Origin of the sequence: Microbacterium sp. NPDC056569 (genome assembly GCF_042793475.1) — a bacterium.
GTDB lineage: Bacteria > Actinomycetota > Actinomycetes > Actinomycetales > Microbacteriaceae > Microbacterium.
Window position 1 is genome coordinate 220,293 of record NZ_JBHTUV010000006.1, and the last position, 21,863, is coordinate 242,155.

General features: G+C 69.7%; 16 protein-coding genes. 3 read left to right on the forward strand and 13 right to left on the reverse strand.

The window, feature by feature from the left end:
* Positions 1–15: 15 nt before the first annotated feature.
* The 10 genes from ACFQ7C_RS09410 to ACFQ7C_RS09455 all read right to left on the reverse strand — a co-directional run bounded on the left by ACFQ7C_RS09410 (position 16) and on the right by ACFQ7C_RS09455 (position 13,341).
* The gene (locus tag ACFQ7C_RS09410) at positions 16–1,536 is read right to left on the reverse strand and encodes an alpha-N-arabinofuranosidase (protein WP_378899524.1); all 1,521 of its coding nucleotides are present in this window, start codon (positions 1,534–1,536) and stop codon (positions 16–18) included.
* 76 nt (positions 1,537–1,612) lie between these two features.
* Entirely contained in the window at positions 1,613–3,715 is a 2,103-nt protein-coding gene (locus ACFQ7C_RS09415; protein WP_378899527.1) for a beta-galactosidase, read from the reverse strand.
* A gap of 49 nt (positions 3,716–3,764) precedes the next feature.
* Complete coding sequence (locus ACFQ7C_RS09420) at positions 3,765–4,412, reverse strand: DUF624 domain-containing protein (protein ID WP_378899530.1); 648 nt, start codon at positions 4,410–4,412, stop codon at positions 3,765–3,767.
* Between the two features lie 4 nt (positions 4,413–4,416).
* Positions 4,417–5,358, reverse strand: a complete 942-nt coding sequence (locus tag ACFQ7C_RS09425) for a carbohydrate ABC transporter permease (RefSeq protein WP_378899533.1) — start codon at positions 5,356–5,358, stop codon at positions 4,417–4,419.
* Positions 5,355–6,350 carry a carbohydrate ABC transporter permease gene (locus tag ACFQ7C_RS09430; protein WP_378899536.1) on the reverse strand — a complete coding sequence of 332 codons (996 nt, stop codon included), beginning with the start codon at positions 6,348–6,350 and terminating at the stop codon, positions 5,355–5,357. The genes ACFQ7C_RS09425 and ACFQ7C_RS09430 overlap by 4 nt, the downstream gene beginning before the upstream one ends.
* Before the next feature lie 76 nt (positions 6,351–6,426).
* A complete protein-coding gene (locus ACFQ7C_RS09435; RefSeq protein WP_378899540.1) occupies positions 6,427–7,728 on the reverse strand; it encodes an ABC transporter substrate-binding protein in 1,302 nt (433 codons plus the stop codon).
* 580 nt (positions 7,729–8,308) lie between these two features.
* Positions 8,309–9,277 carry a family 43 glycosylhydrolase gene (locus ACFQ7C_RS09440; protein ID WP_378899543.1) on the reverse strand — a complete coding sequence of 323 codons (969 nt, stop codon included), beginning with the start codon at positions 9,275–9,277 and terminating at the stop codon, positions 8,309–8,311.
* Positions 9,274–10,368 (reverse strand): Gfo/Idh/MocA family protein, encoded by a 1,095-nt coding sequence (locus ACFQ7C_RS09445; protein ID WP_378899546.1) that lies wholly within the window; start codon positions 10,366–10,368, stop codon positions 9,274–9,276. Before ACFQ7C_RS09445 ends, ACFQ7C_RS09440 begins: the two co-directional genes overlap by 4 nt.
* Positions 10,369–10,546: 178 nt before the next feature.
* On the reverse strand, positions 10,547–12,334 hold the full coding sequence (locus tag ACFQ7C_RS09450; protein WP_378899550.1) for an ABC transporter ATP-binding protein: 1,788 nt from the start codon (positions 12,332–12,334) through the stop codon (positions 10,547–10,549).
* Positions 12,331–13,341 carry a LacI family DNA-binding transcriptional regulator gene (locus tag ACFQ7C_RS09455; RefSeq protein WP_378899553.1) on the reverse strand — a complete coding sequence of 337 codons (1,011 nt, stop codon included), beginning with the start codon at positions 13,339–13,341 and terminating at the stop codon, positions 12,331–12,333. Before ACFQ7C_RS09455 ends, ACFQ7C_RS09450 begins: the two co-directional genes overlap by 4 nt.
* Positions 13,342–13,675: 334 nt before the next feature.
* On the opposite strand from ACFQ7C_RS09455, the gene ACFQ7C_RS09460 reads away from it, so the two are divergent.
* From ACFQ7C_RS09460 to ACFQ7C_RS09470, 3 genes are read left to right on the forward strand one after another with little or no spacing between them, the layout of a single operon-like run.
* Entirely contained in the window at positions 13,676–14,677 is a 1,002-nt protein-coding gene (locus ACFQ7C_RS09460; RefSeq protein ID WP_378899556.1) for an ABC transporter permease, read from the forward strand.
* Between the two features lie 11 nt (positions 14,678–14,688).
* The gene (locus ACFQ7C_RS09465) at positions 14,689–15,645 is read left to right on the forward strand and encodes a carbohydrate ABC transporter permease (protein ID WP_378899559.1); all 957 of its coding nucleotides are present in this window, start codon (positions 14,689–14,691) and stop codon (positions 15,643–15,645) included.
* A 43-nt stretch (positions 15,646–15,688) separates the two neighbouring features.
* Complete coding sequence (locus ACFQ7C_RS09470; RefSeq protein ID WP_378899562.1) at positions 15,689–17,437, forward strand: ABC transporter substrate-binding protein; 1,749 nt, start codon at positions 15,689–15,691, stop codon at positions 17,435–17,437.
* Positions 17,438–17,748: 311 nt separating this feature from the next.
* On the opposite strand, the gene ACFQ7C_RS09475 is transcribed toward ACFQ7C_RS09470, so the two are convergent.
* From ACFQ7C_RS09475 to ACFQ7C_RS09485, 3 genes are read right to left on the reverse strand one after another with little or no spacing between them, the layout of a single operon-like run.
* Positions 17,749–18,354, reverse strand: coding sequence for a YesL family protein (locus ACFQ7C_RS09475; protein WP_378899565.1), 606 nt, complete (start codon positions 18,352–18,354; stop codon positions 17,749–17,751).
* Positions 18,351–19,340 carry a LacI family DNA-binding transcriptional regulator gene (locus tag ACFQ7C_RS09480; RefSeq protein ID WP_378899568.1) on the reverse strand — a complete coding sequence of 330 codons (990 nt, stop codon included), beginning with the start codon at positions 19,338–19,340 and terminating at the stop codon, positions 18,351–18,353. The genes ACFQ7C_RS09475 and ACFQ7C_RS09480 overlap by 4 nt, the downstream gene beginning before the upstream one ends.
* Positions 19,334–21,790 (reverse strand): glycoside hydrolase N-terminal domain-containing protein, encoded by a 2,457-nt coding sequence (locus tag ACFQ7C_RS09485; protein ID WP_378899571.1) that lies wholly within the window; start codon positions 21,788–21,790, stop codon positions 19,334–19,336. The genes ACFQ7C_RS09480 and ACFQ7C_RS09485 overlap by 7 nt, the downstream gene beginning before the upstream one ends.
* Positions 21,791–21,863: the final 73 nt, after the last annotated feature.

Here is a 21,863-nt window from a genome sequence, read left to right on the forward strand (position 1 = left end):
CCGCTCGTCGCGATGTCAGGCGAGCCGGATCGCCGCCCACGACACCGCGGGCAGCGCGACCGACAGCTCTTCGCCGTCGACGGATGCCTCGGCCACGCGCACGCCGACCCGCTCGGGGTCCTCGAGGGTGTTGGCCGCGTAGAGGTCGTCGTCGTGCAGCAGGTGCGACTCGACGACCGCGACCTCGCGGCCGAGGGCGCGCACCAGCGGAGCGAGGTCGACGCGCAGGTCCGCAGCATCCGTCGTCGAACGATTCACGACGAAGAGCGACACGCCGTCGTCGTCGACGGTGGCGACCGCGTTCACGGCCGCGACCTCACCGAGCTTCTCAGTCGTGAACGTGCCCGCCGACACGGGCACGCGCACGGCGCGGCCGTGGGCGAGGCGCGAGGTGATCGAGAACGGGAAGAACGTGGTCTGGCGCCAGGCGGGACCGCCGGGCTCGGTCATGATCGGGGCGATCACGTTGACGAGCTGCGCGAGCGACGCGGAGCGCACGCGATCGGCGTGCTGCAGCAGCGTGATCAGGAGGTCGCCGAAGACGACGGCGTCGAGCGCGCTGTACTTGTCCTCCAGCAGGCGCGGCGCGATCGGCCAGCCCTGCTCCTCGGGCTTGTCGTTCTGTCCGCCCTGGTCGTCGTGGAGGTACCAGACGTTCCACTCGTCGAACGAGATCATGATGCGCTTGTCGCTCTTCTTGGTGGCGGCGACCGTGTCGGCGATCGCGACCACCGACTCGATGAAGCGCGCCATGTCGACGCCCGAGGCGAGGAAGTCCTGCGCGTTCCCGCCCTGCTCCTGGTAGTAGGAGTGGCACGAGATGAAGTCGACGTCGTCGAAGGTGTGCTCGAGCACGGTGCGCTCCCACGAGCCGAAGGTCGGCATCGAGCGGGCGGACGAGCCGCACACCACGAGCTCGACACCCGGGTCGAGCATGCGCATCGCCTTCGCGGTGCGCGAGGCGAGCTTGCCGTAATCGTCCGCATTGCGGTGCCCGACCTGCCACGGGCCGTCCATCTCGTTGCCGAGGCACCACATCTTCACGCCGAACGGCGTCTCGCGGCCGTTCGCGCCGCGCCGGTCGGTCCACGCGGTCTGCGTGTCGGCGTTGGCGTACTCGAGCAGGTCGAGGGCTTCCTGCGTGCCTCGCGTGCCGAGGTTGACGGCGAGCATGAGCTCGCTGCCGACGCGGTCGAGCCAGGCCTGGAACTCGTGCAGCCCGACCTCGTTGGTCTCGGTCGAGTGCCACGCCAGGTCGAGGCGGCGCGGCCGTTCGGCCACCGGGCCGATGCCGTCCTCCCACTTGTACCCCGAGACGAAGTTGCCGCCCGGGTAGCGGATGGTCGAGACGCCGAGCTCCTTCACGAGGTCCACCACGTCGGCGCGGAAGCCCTCGGCATCGGCGGACGGATGCCCCGGCTCGAAGATGCCGTCGTAGATGTGGCGCCCGAGGTGCTCGACGAAGCCGCCGAACAGGCGCCGGTCGATGTCGGCGATCTCGTAGTGCGGGTCGAGCCGTGCGGTGGTGTCGGTCATGGTGTCCTCTCGGGAGTGTGACGGGAGGAACGGATGCCGCGGCACGGGGCCGTGCCGCGGCATCCGCCGTGTGCTGTCAGGGGACGCTGACGTGGTCCGCGGGTGCGGGCGTCTCGCGGGCGGCGACGGGTGCCGTGACGAACGCGACGCCCTGGGAGTCGAGCACCACGCGGTCGACGGCGACGCCGGTCTCGGCGTCGGTCCCGGCGATCGCGATCTCGACGCGCACGTCGCCGTGGTTGATGAGCGTGACGAGGTCTCCCCGGCGTGCGGCCTCGACGCCGGCGGGCAGGCCCGCCACGACGGGGCGGACACCGGATGCGGCGACCACCGCCGCCACGACGGCGTCGAGCGCCGCGGCCGACTGTCCACCGGCCGCCGCGCCGCTGCCCACCGGCTGAGTCGCGGTGTACCAGGCCTCGCCCGCGCCGAAGCGGTGGCGCGTGAGCGCCGGCGAGCCGGACTGCGCCCCCGAGGCGAACGCGGCGACCACGGTCGCGCCGGTCGTGTGGACGGCCTCGGCGACGAGGCGGCCGGCCTGCTCCACGCCGTCCAGGTCGAACGTGACGGTGCCGCGGGCCGCCGCGCCGCGGGCCGCCTGCGCCGCGTCAGCGGTCAGGGCGCCTACGCCGGCGGCGCCTGCCGCGGAGCCCGCGAGGGCTCCGAAGTCCTCGAAGCGCAGGCCCAGCACGGGGCCGAGGCGCGTCAGGAACCCGCCGTCGCGGAACTGGTCGTGCTGGTCGACGATGTCGGTGAACGGGCCGGTGAGGAGCGTCCCGCCGTCGTCGACGAAGCGGGCGAGCGCCTCCGCGCCCTCATCGCGCAGCAGGTAGAGCGCCGGCGCGACGACGAGGTCGTAATCGCGGTCGACCTCCTCGGGGCCGACGATGTCGACCTGGATGTTGCGCGCGTGGAACGCGCCGTACCACTCGAGGACGAGGGCGAGGTAGTCGATCTCGGTGGGGTGGTCGCGCTCCTCGACGGCCCACCAGTTCTCCCAGTCGAACACCAGCGCGACCTGGGCGTCGCGCCCGGGGGCGGGCAGCTCCGGCAGCGCGGCGAGGCGCGCGCCGAGCTCGGTCACCGCGTCCCACGTGCGGGTCTCCGTGCCGGCATGGGGGAGCATCGCCGAGTGGAACTTCTCGCTGCCGGCGCGGGACTGCCGCCACTGGAAGAACATGATGCCGTCGGCGCCGCGCGCCACCGACTGGGCGGTCTCGGCCATCAGGGCACCCGGACGCTTGCCGGCGTTCGCGGGACGCCAGTTGACGGCATCCGTCGCCTGCTCCCACAGGAGCCACGGCACGCCCGGCTTGAGCGAACGGACGAGATCGCGCTGGAAGGCGGCGTCGCGCACGCGGTTCGGGTTGGCCGGGTCGGGATAGCAGTCGTCGGCGATGACGTCCATGAACGGCGCCCACCGGCGGTAGTCCGCCGGCTTGAACGGCCCCATGAAGTTCGTCGTGATCGGCTGCGTCGCACCCGCCTCGAGCAGGATCTCGCGCTCCATGAGGTAGCACTCGAGCAGCATGTCGCTCGTGAACCGGCGCCAGTCGAGCATCGACGACGGGTTGTGGCTGTAGGGGGCGAGCCGCGGCGGGAAGATCTCGTCGAACGAGCCGTAGCGCTGCGACCAGAAGCTCGTGCCCCACGCGTCGTTGAGCGCCTCGACGGTGGCGTAGCGCTTGTGGAGCCAGTCGCGGTACGCGTCGCGCGCAGCATCCGAGAAGTCCATCGGGAGGTGGCAGCCGAACTCGTTGCCGACGTGCCACATCACCACGGCGGGGTGATGCGCGTAGCGCTCCGCGAGCCGGCGCACCACCTCGGCGGCAAGGCGGCGGTAGGTCGGCGACGAGGGGGCGAAGTGCTGGCGGCTGCCCGGCCAGTACGACGCGCCGGACTCGTCCTGGGGGAGCGTCTCGGGGTAGGTCGCACTGACCCACGGCGGCGGCGAGGCGGTCGCGGTCGCGAGGTTCACCGCGATGCCGCCGGCGTGCAGCTTCTCGATCACGGTGTCGAGCCACGCGAAGTCCCACACGTCCTCGGCCGGCTGGATGCGCGACCACGCGAAGATGCCGAGGCTGACGATGTTGACGCCGGCCTCCTGCATCAGGCGGACATCGTCGTCCCACACCTCCTCGGGCCACTGGTCGGGGTTGTAGTCGGCGCCGTACAGCACGTCGAGCAGCTCCTTCTGACGAGGGTGTCGGATCGGGGAGGGGTGAGGGTCAGCGGCGGCCGCGGCGGGCGGGCACGGCGACGACGGCGAAGGCGGCGCAGCCGAGCCCCGCGATGAGGAGGGGGACGAGCATCCATGTCATGACGCCGACGAGCACCGCGGCGGCCGCGAGGTACGCGGCGCCGATCGGATCGGAGGCGAGGGACGACGGGATGCTGCGCACCGCCTCGCGCCAGCCGCGCTCAGGCGTCCACGCACCGGCGGCGACGAGCAGCGCGACGGCGCCGACGACGAGTCCGGCCCAGCCGACGATCGAGATGAGGCCGCCGCCGGGCAGGGCGCCGGAGTTCGCCAGGTCGATGTCGAGCATCAGCACGAGAGCGAGTGCGACACCGGCGACGCCCACGACGAGGCCGCCCGGGAGTGCGCGGCGCCAGTCCTGCCAGAACGTCCGCGCGTGCGACTGCTCCGCGTTGACGTAGCGGCGGAGATGACGGATGCCGGCGGCCAGCGCCGCGGGCAGCGTCACGACGAGCAGTCCCGCCGCGGTGACGAGCAGTCCGGTCAGCAGCACCTCGCCGAACAGGGCGAAGGCGCCCTTCGCTCCCGGGTAGCGGGCAGGCTCGCGCTCTTCGAGCGTGGGCCCGGCGCCCGACGCGTCGGCACGGCGTGCGGCGCGGAGTTCTCGGCGGTCCATGACGCTATCCCTTGAGGCCCTGGGTGGCGACGCCGTCGACGAGGAAGCGCTGGAACACCAGGAAGAAGAGCAGCACGGGGACGAGCGCGACGAACGACGCGGCGACGGTGGCCCCGTAGTCGCTGGCGCTGGTCTGGTCGTTGTAGAGGCGCAGCGCGATGGGCAGCGGGTAGTTCTCGGGGCTCGTCAGGTAGAGGAGGGGCCCGAGGAAGTCGTTCCAGGCCCAGATGAACGCGAAGATCGAGCAGGTGATCAGGGCGGGCTTGATCAGCGGCAGGATGATCGACCAGAAGATCCGCAGGTGGCCGGCGCCGTCGATGCGGGCGGCTTCGTCCATGTCGCGGGGCATCTGGCGGATGAACTGCACGAGGAGGAAGACGAAGAACGCTTCGGTGGCGAGGAACTTCGGCAGCAGCAGCGGAACGAAGGTGTCGATGAGATCGAGGCGCTGGAAGATGATGTACTGCGGGATGATCACGACGTGGAACGGCAGCAGCAGCGTGCCGATCATCGCGGCGAACAGGATGCCGAGGCCCTTGAACTGGATGCGGGCGAACGCATAGGCCGCCAGCGCCGAGGAGAGCACGGTGCCGATGACCGAGCCGACGGCGATGATGAGGCTGTTGGTGAAGAAGCGCCACAGCGGGACACCGGCGATGCCCTCGAGCACCTTGACGTAGTTGTCGATGGTGGGGTTGTTGGGCAGCAGGCCCATGTTGGAGCCGAACTCGCTGTTGGGCTTGAAGGTCGCGAACAGCAGCCACACCAGCGGGTAGAGCACGACCGCGGTGACGACGATGAGCACGACGAACCAGATCACGGTCTGCCACGTCTTGCGCTTGACACCGCGACGCGGCTGCGGCGACGGACTGGTCTTCTGGTCGGGGTCGACCTGGTTCTCGGTGAGGACGAGGGCGTTCTCGCCGAACGAGGATGTGGTGCTCATCGGTTGTCTCCGGCGTAGTGGACCCAGGAGCGCTGGGTGCGGAAGAGGATGAAGGCGATGATCGCGACGACGACCAGCAGCACCCACGCGATCGCGGCGGCGTAGCCCATCTGGCCGTCCGAGAAGCCCCGCTTGTACAGGTACAGCGTGATGAAGTTCGTCATGCCGGCGGGACCGCCGGTGCCGTTGGAGATGACATACGCCGCGGTGAACACCTGGAACGCGCCGATCAGGCCGAGCAGCAGGTTGAAGAAGATCACCGGGCTGAGCATCGGCAGGGTGACCGCGCGGAAGCGGTGCCAGGGGCCGGCGCCGTCCATCTCGGCGGCCTCGTACAGCTCCTTGGGGATCTGCTTCAGGCCGGCCAGGAAGATGACCATGGTGGCACCGAACATCCACACCGCGAGGAGGATCATCATCGGGCCGACCAGGGCGGGGTTGCCCACCCAGCCGCCGAGGTCGATGCCGATCGCGGAGAGGCCGTTGTCGACCGGTCCGTCGGCGGCGAACATCGCGCGCCACACGATCGCGACCGACACGGACCCGCCGATCAGCGAGGGGGCGTAGAACGCGGAGCGGAAGAAGCCGGCGCCCTTGTCGCGGTAGTTCAGCAGCATCGCCACGCCGAGGGCGGCGGCGAGCATGATCGGGGTGCCGACCAGCACGTAGACCAGCGTGATCTGCGCGGACTGGATGAACGCCGGGTCGGTGGTGAACATCCGGATGTAGTTGTCCAGCCCGATCCACTTCGGCGGGCTGAAGATGTTGTAGCTGGTGAACGACAGGTACAGCGAGTACGCCATCGGGATCAGCGTGAGACCGAAGAACCCGAGCAGCCACGGGATGAGGAAGCCGTACCCGGCCAGTGTCTCCCGAACGGCGCGCCGCCGGATGCCGGGACGGTCCTCGTGCTCCGGGCGGGACTTGCGGAACAGGGACCGGCGCGATGCCTTCTCACCGGTCACGATGACTCTGGTCGCTGTGGTGCTCACGAGGACTCTCCGATACGGGTTTGCTGGAGTGGTGTTCCGGGCCCGGGCGCATCGTACGCCCGGACCCGGAAGACTGTCACTGGTTGAGGACGACGTCCATCTCGGCGAAGAACTGCGTGACCGCCTCATCGACGGTGACGGTGCCGAAGTTCAGCTCGGTGCCGAGCTGGCGGAACTTCTCCTCCAGGGTGCCGTAGCCGACGATCGGCACGGGCGGGGCGTCGCCGAGGCGGTCGGCGATCGACGCCTCGTAGTCCTTGACCTGCTGGCTCAGCGGGTCGAGCTCGGCCGCGTCGAGGGCGGTCTCCGACGCGGGCAGGCCGCGGTTGGTGCCGAAGATCTCACCGGACTGCGGCGAGTTCACCAGGAAGTTGACGAGCGTGGCCGCCGCCTCCGGGTGCTCGGTGTTGGCCGAGATGGTGTGGAGCATCGAGGGCTTGAGGTACAGGTCCTTCGTGCCCTCCTCCGTGACCGGAGGAGCGATGAGGCCGAGCTCGGTGTAGCCCTCGCCGAGACCGGCGAGGTAGCCCGCGCCGAAGTTGTCCCACGTGAGCTCGCTCGCGGTCAGGGCGCTGTCGAAGCCGCCCTTCGGGGCGACCTCCTCGACGCGCTGCTGCGGGATGCCGATGCCGTCGCGGATGTCCTGGCCGGACTCCCAGAACTCGGTGAGGCGCTCCTCGTCGAAGCCGGGCTCGCCGTCCTCGCTGAACAGGTACGAGCCCTCCGAGCGCAGCTGCAGCTCGAAGTTCTGGATGCGGCCCGTGAAGTCGCCGCCACCCCAGAACTCGCCGCCGGAGCCGTCGGTGACCTCACCCATCCACTCGGTGTAGTCCTCCCAGCTGCCGCCCTCGAACTCGTCGACGCCGGCCTTCTCGAGCAGAACCGGGTTGGTGAACAGGCCCCATGCGTTCGTCGAGGTCGGGATGCCGGTGGTCACACCGCCGACGACGCCGATGTCGAGGATGTTCTGCGGAAGCGGCTCGGTCTCGATGATGTTGCCGAGGTACGGGTCGAGGTCGAGAAGCAGGTTGTTCTCGGAGTACTGACGCAGGTACGAGTAGTCGAACTGCATCACGTCGGGCAGGTTGCCGCCGGCAGCCTCGGTCTGACGCTTCTCCCAGAACTCGGGGAACGCGAGGAAGGTCGCGTTCACCGTGATGTTCGGGTACTCCTCGTTGAAGGCGGCGATCGCCTCGTTGTAGAGCTCGGCGCGAACGTCGTTGCCCCAGAACGCGAGGTCGAGGGTGACCTCCTCGTCGGGGTTGAACGTGGGGGCGGTGTCGGGTGCGTCTTCGCTGCCGCCGGCGCAGCCGGCGAGCACGAGGGCTGCGCCCGCCGCGATCGCGGCTGCGGCGAATGCCCGCTTCTTGCTGAACATCCTTGTCCTCCTTGTGAACGTCTGCGTTCTTGTCCGCGCGAGACGTTCCTCGTCTGTGTGTGCGGTGTACGGCGCTCGTGGTGCTGATCTCGCGATGCTGGAAAGCGCTTGCCCGCTACGGTACTCGCTCTAAAAACGTTTCGCAAGACGTCGTCCCGAGAAATTAGAACGATTCAGTAACGGGGACTGGCCGCGCGGTCCGGGCGAACTGTGCACGGTCCCAGCCCTACGCGCGGAGAACCGCGCGATTCCGCGGACGGATGCTGCGCCCCGACGTCGCGGGCAATTCCCAGGCCTCTCCTCCCGCCCGACAGGTCAACCGGGGTTCTGCAGGAGAATCTGCGTCGCGAGCGTCCTGTGGAACCGCGGTTGACCTGTCGGCGGCAGGTGGCAGGCGGCGTCGCGGGCACCTCCCAGGCCTCTCCTCCCGCCCGACAGGTCAACCGGGGTTCTGCAGGAGAATCTGCGTCGCGAGCGTCCTGTGGAACCGCGGTTGACCTGTCGGCGGCGGGCGGCGGGCGGCAGCCGGCGTCGGCGTCGGCGTCGCGGGGAGATCCGGGCTGCGCGCCCCGTCCTGAGGTCAGCGTTCGGCGACGAGCTCGCCGTCCACCACGCGCAGGCGCGCGACGTGCACGGCGCTGCGCCGGTGCGTGCGCTCGTCGGCGTCGGCGAGCTCGCTGCCGTCCCACCACGGGTGCGTGAAGAAGTACAGCCGGGCCTCGTCGCCGAGCACCACGACCGAGCCGTGCCGCCCGATCTGGACGCCGTCCCGCCGAGGGCCGCTCTCGCCGAGGATGACGGCATCCGCCCCGCCCTGTCGCTCCCACCTGAGGGCGTCGGTGCTGCGGTAGACGGCCATGCCGCGCCACTCGTCGGTGAGCAGGAACCACCCGCCCTCCAGCGCGAAGACGAACGGGCCCTCATGCGGCCGGCCGCCGATGGCCGTGCCGTCGGGCCGCCACGTCTCGAGGTCGTCCGACACGGCGACCGCGGTGGTCGAGTCGGCCGCTTCGTCCTTGTACCAGAGCCGCCACCGGCCGTCGGGACAGCGCGCGACCGCGGCGTCGATCACCCGGTCGCTCGCGAGCGGAACGGTTCCGCGACGGGTCCAGGTGCGCAGGTCGTCCGACGCGTACTCGACGATCCGGCGATCGTGCCCCTCCCACCGGGTGGGCACGCCGTCGATCTCGGTGAGGTACATCCGCCAGCGCGTGCCGTCGTGGATGATCTCGGGCGCCCAGTGCGTCGCGTCGACCACGGAAGGCGGTGGCCCGTCGGTCAGGCGCAGGGTCGCAGCATCCGGTTCCAGCGTCCCGGCGTAGGTCCAGCGCAGGCCGTCGTCGCTGCGGGCCACGCCGATGCGGGTGCCGTGCACCCACGCGACCCCGGGGCCGGGGTCGGGATGCGTGGCGCGCCGCTGCGTGTAGAACATCCACCAGCCGTCGGCGCCCTGCACCACGGTGGGGTCGGTCGCGCCGTCGTAGACCGGGTCGCGGTAGATCTCGCGAGGTGCGGGCGCGTCGGGGTCGAGGGCCTGGTCGGCGGTCATCGGCCCGGGCGCAGGTCGATCACGGCGCTCGCGAAGCTCTTGCGGTGCGTCGGGTGTGCGGCGAGATCGGCCGGAGTCACGACGGTGCCGTCGGCATCGGCGGAGGCGTAGATCGCGGCGACCAGCTCGATCGAGCGGGCCGGAGCCTCGGCGGTCGGGGGCAGCGGCGCACCCGAGCGGAGCGCGTCGAACACGTCGCGCAGCAGATACACGTGATCGCTGCGCTCCTCGGGGCCGGTGATGTCCCAGGTCGCCGCCTCGGCCGCGTCGACGTGGGGAGCCGGCGTGATGCGCCAGTTCTCGTGGCCGTGGCCGTACAGGTGGTCGACGGTGATCGTGGCCTTCTCGGTGTCGATGCGGATCGAGCTCGTCTCGCGGGGTGACAGCGTGCTCGAGACGACCTGCGCGACGACGCCGCCCTCGAACACCACGGTCGCCGTCGACACGTCCTCGGTGTTCGTCTCGCGATCGAGCCGCCACAGCCGGCCCTCGACGCGCGTCCAGTCGCCGAGCAGGAACGCCAGCAGGTCGAGCTGATGGATGGCGTGCCCGAGCGTGGTTCCGCCGCCCTCGGTCTCCCACTTCCCGCGCCACGGCACCGCGAAGTACGAGGCGTCCCGGTACCAGAGCGTCTGGCACTGCGCGACGAGAGGCCGCCCGAGGGAGCCGGAGTCGAGCAGGCGCTTCACATGGGCGGGCGCGGTCCCGGTGCGCTGCTGGAAGACGACCGCGAGCTGACGGCCCGCGGCGGCGGCAGCATCCGTCATCGCCTGCAGTTCGTCCAGCGACGGTGCCGGGGGCTTTTCGACGACGACGTGCGCGCCCGCGGCGAATGCCGCCAGCGTCTGCGCGGCGTGCGCGCCCGGGGGAGTGCAGATGTGGACGACGTCGGGCTGCTCGGCGGCGAGCAGGGCATCGAGGTCGTCGTACACGGCGGGCGAACCGTACGCCTCTGCGAACGCGTCGGCGGAGGCGCGGCTGAGGTCGGTCACCGCGACGAGCTCGGCGTGCGGGTACGCGGCGATGGCCTTGGCGTGCATGTTCGCGATCGCTCCTGTGCCCACGATGGCGCAGCGGAGGGTGTCGGTCACGGTGGGCTCCTTCAGGTGGATCGCGAACGGATGCTGCGGCCCCGCCGCATCCGCTCCTCCAGGGTAGGCGGTGATGCCGGAAAGCGCTATCCAACGCGAGGGATCGGGCACGGAATCGCGAAAGGGTGGATTTCCGCACGCGTGGTCGTGCGGAAATCCACCCTCTCGCGGTTCCGGGTCAGCGGGGGAAGCCGGCCTGCGTCGCGTGCAGGTGGGCGTAGCGGCCCGCCGCGGCGACGAGGGCGTCGTGGCCGCCGACCTCGACGACCTCGCCGTGCTCGAGCACGACGATGCGGTCGGCCTGGCGGATCGTCGACAGGCGGTGCGCGACCACGAGGGTGGTGCGGCCCTTCATGAGGCGGTTGAGCGCCTCCTTCACGAGCTCCTCCGACTCGGGGTCGAGCGCGGAGGTCGCCTCGTCGAGCAGCAGGATCCGGGGGTCGCGGACGAGCGCCCGCGCGATCGCGAGCCGCTGGCGCTGCCCGCCCGAGAGGCGCGCCCCGCGCTCCCCGACCACCGTGTCCCATCCGTCGGGCAGGCGGTCGACGAACTCGGCGGCGTTCGCGTCTCGCAGGGCCTCGTGCAGGCGATCGTCCGACACGTCGTCCAGGCCGTACGCGATGTTCTCCCGGATCGTGCCCTCGAAGAGCACCGACTCCTGCGGCACGACCGAGACCGACTGGCGCACGGTGCGGAGGTCGAGCTGCTGCATGTCGACACCGTCGAGCAGGATGCGTCCCGAGCTCGGTCGCACGAAGCCGAGCACGAGGTTGAGCATGGTCGACTTTCCCGACCCCGACGAGCCCACGAACGCCACGGTCTCGCCGGGCGTGATGTCGAGCGAGACGTCGTGCACGGCATCCCGCTCCGCCCCGTCGTAGCGGTGCGACACGTGCTGCAGCTCGAGGTGTCCGCCGACGTGCGCGACGGCGCGCTTGCCCTCGTTCTGCTCGAGGTCCGGCTCCTGCAGGACCTCCGAGATCGATCGCATCGACTCCATGCCGCGAGCGCCGACCGGAATGAGCATGAGCAGCTGCGTCAGGCCTCCGGTGAGCAGAGTGAAGTAGGTCGACAGCAGTACGACCTCGCCGGGAGTGATGGGCAGGAACCCCGTGAGGGAGAAGATCGCCGCGAGCACGAGGCATCCCACTCCCAGCAGCTGCATCGCGACCCACGAGATCGAGGCCACGTGCCCGTTCAGCATGTCGAGGTGCAGTCCCGCGCGGCGCACGCCGTCGGCGCCCGAGGCGACACGCGTGACGGCGGTCTGCTCGAGACCGTGCGCGCGGGTCACGGGAATGAGCGAGGCCATCTCGCCGACGCGTGCGGAGAGGGTCTCGACCTCGCGACGGAACACCTCGTTGCGCTCGCGCGAGCGGTTGCGCAGTCCGTAGCGGATGCCGATGGCGATCGGGATCGCGAGCGCATACACCGGCAGGAACTGCGGCACGGCGATCGCCGTCATCGCGATGGCGCCGATCATGACCATCGTGGCCGACAGCAGCGGGTGCGTCACCTGCTGGAGCATGAGCTCGATGTTCTCGACGTCGCGCACGACCTTCGTCTGCACGATCGAGGAGCTCACCCGCGTGTGGTAGCCGATCGAGAGACTCTGCAGGCGAGCGGCGAGCGCGTTGCGGAGGTCGGCCCCGGTGTCGCGCACGACGGTCATGAAGTTGCGCGTGTAGATGATATGCATCGGGTAGTTCTGGACGAGCAGCACGGCGGCCACCGCGAACCAGACGAGCACCGTCGAGACCTCTCCGCCGGTCGCGACGAGATCGATGATCCGCGCCGTGACCACCGGCAGGAACCACAGCGGGATCTCCTTGCACGCGAACGCGAGGATCGCCAAGGTCATGCGGCCTGGCCTGCGGGCGAGCAGCTTCAGCACGGAACGGCCGGGGCGGGGACTCTGGGCGATCGAGATGATGCGGATAGGTCCGGTAAACGCTTTCTGCGTCATGAGGACATGGTACTGGCGCGAACGATCAGCTCCGGCCGGTAGACCACGTTTCCGAGGTCGGCGCCCGCGGTGCCGCCGATGCGCGCGAGCAGCATCTCCGCGGCTGTGCGGCCCATCTCGCGTGCCGGCTGGCGCACCGACGTGAGCGGCACGCCGGCGATCGCCGCGAACTCGATGTCGTCGTAGCCGACGACGCCGACGTCTTCGGGAACCTGCACGCCCCGCGAGATCAGTCCGTGCACCACCCCGATGGCGAGATGGTCGTTGGAGGTGACGATCCCGTCCGGGCGGTCGGCGGGGGAGCGCGCTGCGAGCTGCTCGCCGAAAGCGACGCCGACCTCGGAGGTCGTGCGCTCGGTCCAGATCGGCTCGAGGGTGGCGCGCGGGTGGGCGGCGACGGCGAGCCGCGCGCCCTGCAGGCGTTCGCGCACCTGCCGGACCTCTTCGCGTGCCCCCACGAACGCGAGCCGCCGCCGCCCGGCGGCGAGCAGGTGCTCAGCCGCCAGCCGGCCGCCGGCCACGTCGTCGAACGACACCGACGGCAGCTCGCCCGTGTCGTCGATCGCATCGACCAGGACGACCGGGATGCCGCGGCCACGCAGGCGCTGCAGCCACGGTTCGAGGGGGCCGAAGGGGCTCACCAGGGCGCCTTCGACCTGGACGCGCTCGAACAGCTCGAGGTGGTCGCGCTCCTTGGCGACGTCGTCGCTCGAGTTGCCCACCAGGATGCGCAGCCCTGCGGCGGACGCGGCGTCCTCTGCGCCGGCGACCATGTCGCCGAAGAACGGATTGGCGATGTTGATGACCGTCATGCCGAGGAGTCCCGACCGGCCCGCCCGCAGCTGCTGCGCGGCCTGGAGCGGCACATAGCCGAGCTGGTCGGCGGCGGAGCGGACGCGCTCGACGAGTCGCTGGCTCACCATGTGGGGGCGGTTGAGCGCGTTCGAGACGGTGCTGATCGAGACGCCGGCACGCTCGGCGACATCGCGGATGCCGACTCGCTTCATGTCGTCCGTCCCGTCCTGCTCACCCGGGCAAGGGTCCGGGTCGGACGCCCCCGCGCATCCGATCCGACAATGGTAGGCGCTTTCCGCGGCGCGGGAGAGTGCGGGGAGCGCTTCTGATCGTTACCCCCGCGTTACGAGGAGACATTTGACGAATCGGGCACCGCCCGCCTACTCTTCAATCGAAGCGGTTCGAAATCGAAGCGGTTCGATGATCGAACCCGGATCCCCGCCCCTCGACAGAGCGGCAGCCACGTACACGAAGGAGTGACATGGAACGGCATCATGCTCACCCGGCGCCCTCCTCGGCGGATGCCGCGCAGCAGGGCACGACCCGATGACCACTCAGGCGCAGGCGCAGACCGTCTTCCAGGAGGCGGCGGTCCACAACCTCGACAAGAACGCGAAGAAGGGCCGAGGCCGACGACTGCGCCCTGCAGGAAGCCGGACGTCGTTCACGCTGTTCCTCTGCATCCTTCCGTTCCTGATCCTCGCGTTCCTCTTCTCGTATCTGCCGCTGTACGGGTGGATCTACTCGCTGTACGACTACAAGCCGGCGCTCGGGCTCGAGGGCAGCGAGTTCGTCGGCCTGCAATGGTTCCAGATGCTGGTCTCATCGCCCACCCAGATGGCGCAGATCGGCCAGGTGCTGCTGAACACGCTCGCGATCAGCTTCCTCGGGATCGCGACATCCGTCCTGCCCCTGTTCTTCGCGATCCTCCTCAACGAGATCAAGGCGCCGTGGTTCCGCAACTCGGTGCAGACGCTCACCGCGCTCCCGAACTTCATCTCGTGGGTGCTCGTCTACATGATCGCGTTCTCGCTGTTCTCGAGCTCGGGCCTCGTCAACGACGTCCTCACCGACGCCGGACTCATCACGGCGCCCGTCAAGTTCCTCGACACCGACCAGAACGTCTGGATCACCATGACGCTCTGGAGCATCTGGAAGGGACTCGGCTGGGGCGCGATCATCTACCTCGCCGCGATCGCGGGCATCGACCAGTCGCTGTACGAGTCGGCGCGCATCGACGGCGCCGGCCGGTTCCAGCTGATGCGGTACATCACGATCCCGCAGCTGATGCCGACCTACCTCGTGCTGCTGCTGCTGTCGATCGCGAACATCCTCAACAACGGCATGGAGCAGTACTACGTGTTCCAGAACGCGTTCAACAAGCAGTGGATCCAGGTGCTGGATCTGTACGTCTACAACATCGGCATGACGGGCAACAGCCTGTCGATGGCCACCGCGATCGGCATGCTCAAGAGCCTCATCTCGGTCGCACTGCTGCTCACCGTCAACGCGGTCTCCAAGCGCGTCCGCGGCGAATCGATCGTCTGAGAGGCCGCGACATGACCACGACGATGACGAAGACGCTCACCACGACGAAGCAGGGCGACACCTCAGCCCGCTACCGCGGGACGGTCGGCGACACGGTGTTCCGCCTGGCGAACTACGCCTTGTTCCTCCTCTTCGCGCTGATCTGCGCGTACCCGTTCTACTACCTGATCATCAACTCCGTCAGCGCGAACGACATCTCGGCGCTCGGCGACGTGCGCCTCTGGCCGGTCGGGTTCCACCTGTCGAACTATGCCCAGGTCTTCCAGCTGCCCGGCCTGCCTCTCGCCACCGTCGTCAGCATCGGGCGCACGGTGCTGGGAACGGCGCTGACCGTGCTCGCCTCCGCGTTCCTCGGGTTCATGTTCACGCAGACCCGGATGTGGGGCCGCAAGTTCTGGTACCGCTTCCTCATCATCACGATGTACTTCAGCGCGGGCCTGATCCCGGTGTTCATCATCATGAAGACGCTGGGCCTCACCAACAACTTCTGGGTGTACGTGCTGCCGTTCGTGGTGCAGCCGTTCAACGTGATCCTGGCGAAGACCTACGTCGAGTCGATGCCGAAGGAGCTGCAGGAGGCGGCCGAGGTCGACGGTGCCAACATCCTGCAGGTGTTCTTCAAGGTGTACCTGCCGAACATGACCCCGATCCTCGCGACGATCGCGATCTTCAGCGCGGTGACGCAGTGGAACAGCTTCCAGGACACCCTGATCTACATCACCGATCAGAGCCTGTACACGCTGCAGTACCTGCTCTACATGTTCATCAACCAGGCCTCGAGCCTCGCCCAGGCCGCGCAGAACGCCGGCGGCAACATCGGCCAGATCGCCGGACTCGCCACCGAGCAGACGCCGACCTCGATACGCATGACCGTCTCGGTCCTGGTCGTGCTGCCGATCATCTTCATCTATCCGCTGTTCCAGCGCTTCTTCGTGAAGGGCATCATGCTGGGCGCCGTCAAGGGTTGACGGCGGCCACGAACCACAAGAGAACCACCAAGAAAGGAAAGCAATGACGCTTCGAAAGAAGGTGTCCCTGGCTCTCGTGGCGCTGCTCGCCGCGGGCTCGCTCGCCTCCTGCAGCGCCGGCGGCGACGACCAGGGCGCGATCGACCAGTTCCCCGAGAAGTGGGACCAGGAGATCACGATCGACGTGTTCGACGGTCTCGCGAACTACATGGGCGTCCAGCAGGGCTGGTTCGCCAAGATCGTCAAAGACAAGTTCAACATGAAGCTGAACATCATCGCCCCGAACGTCGCGGGCGGCGGTGACACCCTCTACAACACCCGCGTGGCGGCCGGTGATCTCGGCGACCTGATCATCACCGACAAGGGCGAGAAGCTCGACGAGCTCATCGAGGGCGGCCTGGTCAAGGACTCCGCCAATTACTACGGCGCGATGGACAGCCTCGCGAAGTTCGACGCAGCGGTCGAGCACCTCAACGACGGCAAGGACGGCGTCTACGGCTTCCCGTCGGCCGTGTCCTCGCTCAAGCCGACCGAGCCTTCCGAGGGCCTCAACCCCACCTTCGGCCCGTACCTCCGCTGGGACTACTACAAGGAGGCCGGCTACCCCGAGATCGGCACTCTCGAGGACCTCCTGCCCGTGCTCGCCGACATGCAGGCCGCGCACCCCACCGCCGACAACGGCCAGCCCACCTACGCCTTCTCGCTGTTCAAGGACTGGGACGGCAACATGATGGTCACGGCCAAGCAGCCCGCCTGCTTCTACGGCTACGACGAGATCGGCTTCGTGCTGGCCAAGGCCGACGGCTCGGATTACCAGAGCATCCTCGACCCCGACAGCGAGTACATCCGCAATCTGAAGCTGTACTTCGACGCGAACCAGCTCGGCCTCGTCGACCCCGAGTCGACGACGCAGAACTACGACACGCTCTTCTCGAAGTTCCAGAACGGCCAAGTGCTGTTCTCGTGGTGGCCGTGGCTGGGCCAGTCCGCCTTCAACACCGAGGAGAACATGGCCGCCGGCAAGGGCTTCCAGATGGTGCCCCTGGCGGACCAGAACATCTTCTCCTACGGCGCCGAAGCGTACGGCGGCAAGCAGGTGTTCGCGATCGGCTCGAAGGCGGAAGACCCCGAGCGCATCGCGGCGTTCATCGACTGGCTCTACTCGCCCGAGGGTGCGTACGCCAACAGCAGCCAGACCGGTGCGTCCGCGGGCCCGAAGGGCCTCACGTGGGACGTCAACGACGCCGGTGAGCCCGAGCTCACGGAGTTCGGCAACGAGGTCTTCCTCCAGGGTGGCGCGACCGTTCCCGAGGAGTGGGGCGGCGGAGAGTACGCCGACGGCGTGTCTGCCCTGAACCTCAGCGCCGTGCTGCCGATCGACACCGACCCGGAGACGAGCCTGCCGTACAGCTACACGTTCTGGCCGAGCTACCAGGCCTCGATCGCCAACCCGCTGACCGTCGACTGGTCGGCGAAGATGGGCGACGCGACCTCCACCATGGAGTACCTGCAGACCAACGACCAGGTGCTCGTCGCCCCGGGCGCGAGCTACGCGGCCCCGGCCGACGACTCCGAGATCGAGACCCTGCGCAACCAGGTCAAGGAGATCATCAAGCAGTTCTCGTGGCAGATGGTCTTCGCCGAGAACGAGGCCCAGTTCGAGTCGCTCCGCGACGAGCTCATCGAGACCGCCGCCGGCCTCGGCTACGACAAGGTGCTCGAGTTCGACATGGCCAACGCGAAGTCGCAGAACGACGCGCGCGTCGCCGTGGCGAAGGAGTTCTCGAACTAGCGGCGCAGCCGTCGGCGAAGGGCTCGGGATGCAGCATCCCGAGCCCTTTGCCGTGCCCCCGGGTCATGCACACGGAGCCCGCGATCCCGACGCTCATGCCCGGCGTCGAACCTCCCCCTCGGGTCGATGAACTTCCAGCTCACATGACACCGGTTTCGCGAGCGGGAAGGGGGGATCCTGGCTCCGATCGATGGTTCGTGTGAGCCGGAAGTTCATCGACCGGTTGAGAGGGTGTCGGAGCCCGGCTGGCGAGCATCAGCACCGTCTCATCGAGCACCATCAGCGTGTGCCGCTCGCTGGAGACGAGGAGGTCAGGCCTCGTGGCGGGTGAAGACGCTGCGGAAGATGAACGCCGTCGCGTAGGCGCCGACGGAGAAGCCGATTGTGGCGACGAGGATGGCGACCGGCGGGAAGAGGATCGTCAGAGCGACCGCCGTCACCGGGATGACCAGCACGCCCAGGGTGCGCACCGGCTCCGCGGCGGGCAGGAGCAGCGAGTTCTTGAGCGTCTGGCCCACCGTGTTGCGGAAGTAGGCGATCTGCGCCATCGCGAACAGGAACGCCGCGAAGAGGTACACCGCGCCGAGGACCGCGAGCACTCCGGCGACGCCGGCGAAGAGCGCGGGGTGCGAGAACCAGAACACGCTCGAGAAACCGAGCAGCACCGCGGGGAGCAGCAGGCACAGCATGAGCACGGTCGCGCGCCCGAAGTTCGCGCGGAACGCCGGGAAGAAGTCCTTCAGCGGGCGCCCGCTCTCGTCGTCGGAGTAGCGGATCGCGACCTCGTACAGCGCACTGGTCGCGGCGCCGATCGTGACGACCGGCAGGCACACGACGATGTAGAGCAGATTGAGCCCGACGAACGTCAGGAACGTCGAGAAACCGCCCAGGGCGCGGCTGTCGGGATCGATCCTCATGCCGTCGTGGGCGTGCCGGTCAGCGCCGGCGGCAGCAGACGGACGGCGGGCTTCGCTCCGCTCGTCAGGATCTCGCAGATCATGTCGGTCGCCGCCGCGCCGATCGCCTCGGCGGGCACCGCGATGCTGTCGGCGAGACCCGGCACCGACCGCGCCACGTCGTCCGGGCACAGCGCCACGATGGCGGGCTCGTCGCCGCGCCGGCGGCCGCGCTGGGCGATCGTCGTAGCGACGTGGGGGAGGGCGCCCTCGTTGTGCACGAAGAATCCCGTGATGCTCGGGTCGTCCGTCATCACCGCGTCGACCGTGGCGATGGACTCGGCAGAGCTCGGGCACACGTGCACCGTGCCGGTCACGCCGTTCGCGTCGCACGCCGCGAGGAAGCCGCGTGCGAGGCGGTCGGCGTAGGAGGTGTGGCGCGACATCACCTCGGGCGGCGAGCCGATGAGGGCGATGCGCCGGTGCCCGAGCGCCACGAGCCGGTCGACCGCGAGCCAGCCGGCGGCCTCGAAGTCGAAGTCGACGCAGGGGACCGCACGCCGGCCCTCCGGAAGGCCGATGAGCACGCTCGGGTGCCCCAGACCCGACAGCGTGTCGATGCGCGGGTCGTCGGACTCGACGTCCATCACCAGCAGCGCGTCGACCATCGAGCCCTTCGCTGCGCGCTGCAGCGCCTTCGAGTCGTCGCTGGCGAGCAGCAGGATGTCGTAGCCGTGCTTGCGGGCCTGGGTCACCACACCCGTGACGATCTGCATGACGACGTGCACGTCGACGCCGGTGCGCAGCGGCGCCTGGAGGCCGATGACGTTCGTCGAGCGGGACGCGAGCGAGCGCGCGCCCGCGTGCGGGCTGAAGCCCAGGCTGTCGATCGCCTTCTCGACGCGGTCGCGGGTCTCCTGGGAGATGGCCCGCTTGCCGCTCATCACGTACGACACCGTCGAGATCGACACGCCCGCCTTCTGTGCGACGTCCGCGATCGTCACCATGAGGTCCCCTGCTCTCCGCCTTCGATCACCCGTGTGGTTCCGGGTGCGAGCTCGTACGTTCCGATCGAACCGTCCGGCCCGTGCACTTTCATTGTCACCGCTCGCGCCCCCGCGCGTAGCCGCGCGCGCACGAGTTCTCCGCCGGACCACTCGACGTCGACCGACACATCCCCGCGGGCACGGATGCCGCGCACCCGGCCGGCCGGCCATTCCGGCGGCAGCGCGGGCAGCAGTCGCAGCGTGACGCGCGCGGGCCCGGTGCCGGCGGCGGGCTCGTCGAACGACTGCACGAGCGCCTCCGCGATCGCCGCGGTCACGCCCAGGTTGCCGTCGATCTGGTACGGCGGATGGGCGCTGAAGAGGTTCGGGTAGACGCCCCCGCGGTGGGCCTGTGAGCCCTCGTCCGCGGGCCGGAGCGCGAGGCGCAGCTGGGTGTGCACGGCCTCGCCGTCGCCCAGGCGCGCCTGCATCGCCGCGCGCCAGGCGAGGGCCCAGCCGGTCGATTCGGGGCCGCGCAAGCGGATGGACTCGGATGCTGCGTGCGCGAGGCCGGGCGTCGCCTCGGGCGTGATCTGCGCCAGCGGGAACAGCCCGACGAGGTGCGACAGGTGGCGGTGGAGAGGCTCGGCCTCGGTGCGCTCCCGATCCCATTCGAGCAGGTCGCCGCGCGCCGACACCTGCGGGTCGGGGAGCGCGGCCGTGAGCCCCCGCAGTTCGGCGATCCACGGCTCGTCGAGGTCGAGGGCGGCCGCCGCGGCGCGGCACACGCCGGCGAGCTCGCGCAGCAGGGCGACGTCCATCGTCGCCGACACCGCGATGCCGCGCTCGCGGCCCTCGGCGTCGAGGTGATGGTTCTCGGGCGAGGTTGAGGGGCTCGTCCATGCGTGCTCGCCGTCGGTCTGGATCCACGACAGCGCGAACGCCCCCGCCGAGACGAGGACCGGCCAGGCCTCGTCGCGCAGGAACGCGCGGTCGCCGCCGTACGAGTAGTGCTCCCACAGGTGCAGCGCGAGCCACACGCCGCCCAGTGCCCAGTTCGCCCACGCCGGGTCGCCGTGACCGGCGCCGACGGGCGCGGCGAAGGCCCACGCATCGGAGTTGTGGTGTGCGACCCAGCCGTCCGCGCCGTAGAGCTCGCGGGCGACCTCGGGGCCGCTGGTCTCGGACAGCCGCCGCGTGAACCGCAGCAGCGGCTCGTGGCACTCGGGGAGGCCCGTCGTCTCGGCCGGCCAGTACGCCATCTGGGTGTTGATGTTGAGGGTGTACGCGCTGGACCACGGTCCCGGAAGCTCCGCGTTCCACAGCCCCTGCAGCGTCACCGGCAGCCCACCGGGCTGCGACGACGCGATCAGCAGGTACCGCCCGTAGTGGAACATGAGGGCGGCGAGCGCCGGGTCGTCGCGTTCCTGCGCGCGGCGCACGCGGTCGACGGTGTCGAGCGTCGCGGCGTCGTCCGATGCCGGGAGCGCGAGCGCGCACCGCGCATAGAGCTCCCCGTGCGCGGCTTCGTGGGCTGCGAGCAGTTCGGCGGCCGTCGCGTGGACATCGAGGGATCCACGGATGCTGCGCAGCAGCGCCGCCGCGCGGCCCTCGGCATCCCGGCCATCGGCCGGGTCGCCGGGCAGCGAGGGGGCGGTGGCGGTCGCGATCGCGAAGAGGTGCGTGGTGGCGGCCGCGCCGACGAGCGCCCCGTCGACGATGTCGGAGGCGCCGCGTGCCTGCACGACGATCGCTCCGTGCCGGCCGTGCTCTTCGTCGTAGCGGATGGGCTCGGCGGGAGCCTCGTGGCCGGGTGCGACGTCGACGGGGAGCCACCACTCGGTGGCGAGGTCGCCGCCCGCCGACCGCGGAGCAGAGCGCGGCCGCAGCAGCGACCCGACGTCGAGGCGCACCCGCACGGGCTCGCTCGCCGTGACCTCGTGCATGATGGCGCCCGTCACGAGGTCGGCCCAGGTGCGGTGACGCACGTCCACGTCGCCGAGCACGTAGTCGTGCGTCGCCACGCCCGTGGCGAGGTCGAGGCGCCTCGCGGACAGCGTGGGCGCCGGGGCCGAGGCATCCGTCTCCACCGTCAGGTCGACCCAGCCCAACGGAAGGTAGGCCTGCACCCACGGTGCCTGCATGCGTTGCAGCAGCGCCTCGGCGGCGTCGAGCTCGTCGGCGTCGATCGCGGCGCGCACGGCCTCGAGCGCTTCGGGCCCGCGCGCGGCGACGCCCTCGAGCGGGTCGGCGCCGGCGTGCCCCGACCACGCCGTGATGTCGTTCAGCCACAGCCGCTCGCCGCCGGCGAGCCCGGCGCACATCCCACCGCGCACGCCGTTGCCGACCGGGTAGGCCTCGAGCCAGCGTGACGCGGGCGCCGAGGCGCGCAGGGCGTGGAGCCCTTCGGCGGGCTCAGGGACCGGATCGGGCTGCGGAGCCGCATCATCGCGGTGCGTGGACAACGACACCCTCGTAGTATACCGTCTCAGTGTTGAAGCGCTTCGAAAGTTCGACGCACTTCTCTCCGACATCCCGTGACCG